This is a genomic window from Caballeronia sp. (assembly GCF_049581465.1).
Lineage (GTDB): Bacteria > Pseudomonadota > Gammaproteobacteria > Burkholderiales > Burkholderiaceae > Caballeronia.
The window spans coordinates 1-3104 of record NZ_JBAUSA010000027.1 but is presented as its reverse complement, the minus strand read 5'-3'; the positions used below and the strand labels follow the sequence as shown (position 1 = coordinate 3104).

General features: G+C 60.7%; 2 protein-coding genes. Both read right to left on the bottom strand.

The features are described 5' to 3' along the window. Nucleotides 1-1127 (bottom strand): type VI secretion system baseplate subunit TssF (tssF, locus tag WCA53_RS00600; RefSeq protein ID WP_423904178.1); only part of this gene is annotated, 1127 nt, incomplete at its 3' end. Between the two features lie 108 nt (nucleotides 1128-1235). Next, the coding region (locus tag WCA53_RS00595; RefSeq protein WP_423904175.1) for an ImcF-related family protein at nucleotides 1236-3104 on the bottom strand (1869 nt) is incomplete at its 5' end.

Sequence of the window (3104 nt, the reverse complement as noted above, 5' to 3'; positions counted from 1 at the left end):
CGCTGCAATCGCGTATGAAAATATCGTTCGGGCATCTCATGGCGCAACATGCCACCGCGATGCCGGAAGGCCGCAAAGAGCGCATATTCGAAACGCACGCCAGTAGACGCTTCGCGTCCCACGACCGTATCAACCGAATAGGCTTCGACAGACTTGCCACGCTTCTCGGCGGTGCGCACGCGATACTCCGTCTCGAACTGGGTGGCCGTGATCGGATCGGCTTCGAGCGCAAAGAGATTGATGATCGGCGTACAAAACAGGCGTACGTTCTCGGCCGTGAAGCGCATATCGTCCGGATACGGCTTGGAAAGCACGACCTCGACATCGAACGACATTGCGTCGAGCGGGATCGCTTGCATGTCGAGGCCGACGAGGTCCACGAACATGAATTTCTCAGGGAACGTGAAGTATTCGAGCAGCAGTTGATAGCCACCGAACGCGTTATCGCCTTCCGGCCACAGGCGTTCGCTTGCCGCAAAACCCGCTGCTTCGAAATGCAAGCCTTGCATCGATTGCGGCATGCCCGGACGGTCTTGCGGATAGCCCGGCACGCGCACCTGCACGGCGAGGGGTTCGGCGGTGAGCGCGGTATACAGCGTCAAAGCGACGGGGCGATCGGCGTTCAGATAAAAGCGCAAACGCGGCACGCTCAGATGTTCACGACGCGCTTGTGGTTGCATCGCGAGTCGCAAACGAATGATTGAGCGGCCATCGTCGCGGGAATACGCGTGCGCCTCAGTGAGCTTGAGCGGATACAACTCGACCGGCTGCGTGGTCCGATACACGCATTCGATCTTATCCTCGCCAATCGGATCGGAGAACACTTCGAGTCCAGCGGCGAGCGTGTCGTGCGCTTGCAGCGCGCCGTTCGCGGGCGTCACTTCGAGAATCGAGACCGACGGAATCATCCGAAGATAATGCGGCCAGAGCATGCTGACGAGACCTTCGGTGAGTTCCGGGAGTTCATCATCGAGCTTCTGCCGCAAGCGTCCGACGAGGAAGGCGAAGCCTTCGAAGAGGCGCTCGACGTTCGGATCGCGGTCGCCGACGCGGTCAATGTTCAGTATCTTCGCTTGTTCAGGGAACGCTTGCGCAAACTCCTTGGCGGCCTCGCGCAAATAGCGCATTTCAGATTCGTAATAGCGCAGGACGTCGTTGTCGTTCGGACTGCTAGAGGATTTAGTCACGGGTCTGGTCCTTGATGGTCTAGTCGAGCGCGGGCGACGAAAGTGCTTTCATCGCATCAGATCCGCGGTGACATCCGGTAGCGGCGTAGCGGCGTGTTTCGCAGCATCACGGGCCGCTTTAGGCAGCGGCGGCGGGATGGTAGTGCTTGGGTTCGCCGCACGGGGCTTGTCGATGAACATCCGGGTTGGTAGCGTGAAGCCCTTCAACGCGAGCAGTTCCAGCGGGCCTTTGCCAACGTCCGTGCGCATCAGGTAGCTCAACGGGTAGGCCAGGTTTGCAGAGGCCGGCGTGAGCGGTTGTTGCGTCACGAGGCTATCGAGCGCGGCATGTTCGCTCGATCCGCTGTCGTCTCGTGCAGGATCGCTCCAGTCGTCGGCGGTGCGATGCAAAGGCTTGTTCGAAGCTGACGATGGCACAGCCGCTACACGCACCATCCGCGTATCGGGCTGCGCCTGCCACGTCAGCTCAAACGTCGCGTTATCGATGGGCTCGACCTTCGCCCGCTCCAGCATCCGGATCAGCGCCCAGCGGCCGGCGAACTCGAAGTTCTTGCTCGTGCCCGCCTGTTCGGTCTGCCATTGCAAACGCGTGCCGATGCTCTGCGTGTCGTTTGACGGCCACGTCAACGCCTGCCACCGTTCGCGCTGGTTGTAGTAATGGAGCTTCTGCGTGTCGATGGTCAATAGCGTATCCGTAATGCCTGGTGTCGGGACCGGTTTGAGGTCGAAGCGATACTGCGGCTCGCCCTCCGCCATTAAATGTCCCGCCACGCGTTGCAGCATATTCACCGCTTTCAAAAACGCCGGATTGAACTGCAACGCGCCACCGCGCGAGTTGACTTCCACCCATTGATCGCCTTGCAGTTCCAGTACGCCGGCTAGCTGCGTGCTCAGGAACGTCGGCACCAGTCCGCCTTGGGGTCGGATGAAGCGCGCGAGTTCGGGAATGGATGCGTCGTTGTCGGTGTTGTCGAACGGATAGCGGCCCGCGAACGACTTGTTCCAGGCGGCAACGATCGATTGTCCCCACGTATCGTTCAGGCTCGCCTGCGCGGGTTGCAGCACGATCTGCGTGGCTTGCGCGACGGGACGCACAAAGAGCGCGTCGCCCATGCCCGACCACTCGGCGCCAAGGCTTGCAGCGATGAGTTGCGCGTAGGCTTGGGTGTCGGCGAGTTCCGAGCCCTTGCCCTGGAAGAGCGCTTGCGCAAGTTGGCGGGTTTGCGCGTCGGCATCCGTGCCGTTGCTGATTTGCTGGAGCTTCAGGCGAAGCGCAGTCACGCGTTCGAGATAGCGCTGCAGGCTGACATCGCTTGGCGGCGCATTGCCTTTGATTGGCGCAGTGTCGCTGACCTGTCCGATCATGCGAAGCACCGGGCCGAACGAGGCCGAAAGCGGTCCCGCGTCGTTGGCTACTGTTGCTTGTGGATCGTCTTTCTTGCCGAGGATACTCTGCGCCGTGGTGATCAACGTGTTGGACAATGACGACTGACGTATGCCGGCCGTGCCCTGATAGTCGAGCGATTTCATCAAGGCTATAACGGGCGACTGACGCGCATCGGCGAGCAGTTTCATTTGTTCGATGGCGGTGGGAATGTTCGGCGCGGGCTGCCATTGCAACGCGTTCATGAACCCCTGCCAGTGCTCAGCGTAGTCGTTGAAATACTGCGTGGTCAGGGCAAGGTTGAGCGCATCGGTCGATGAGGCTTGCGCAAGGGCAGCCGCGTTTGCCGAGGAATCATTGTTGGCGAGCACCCAGTCGCGGGTCACGTCGCGACTCTTGGCGGCTTCGGTGATGGCTGCCGCGACATAACCTTCGTACGCTTGGCGCGTGTAGACGCCGGGTACGGTGACACTCGTTCGGATAAGGCCGCGCGTATCGGTGCCTGCTGTAAGGGATGCCAGCGTTTGATCGGG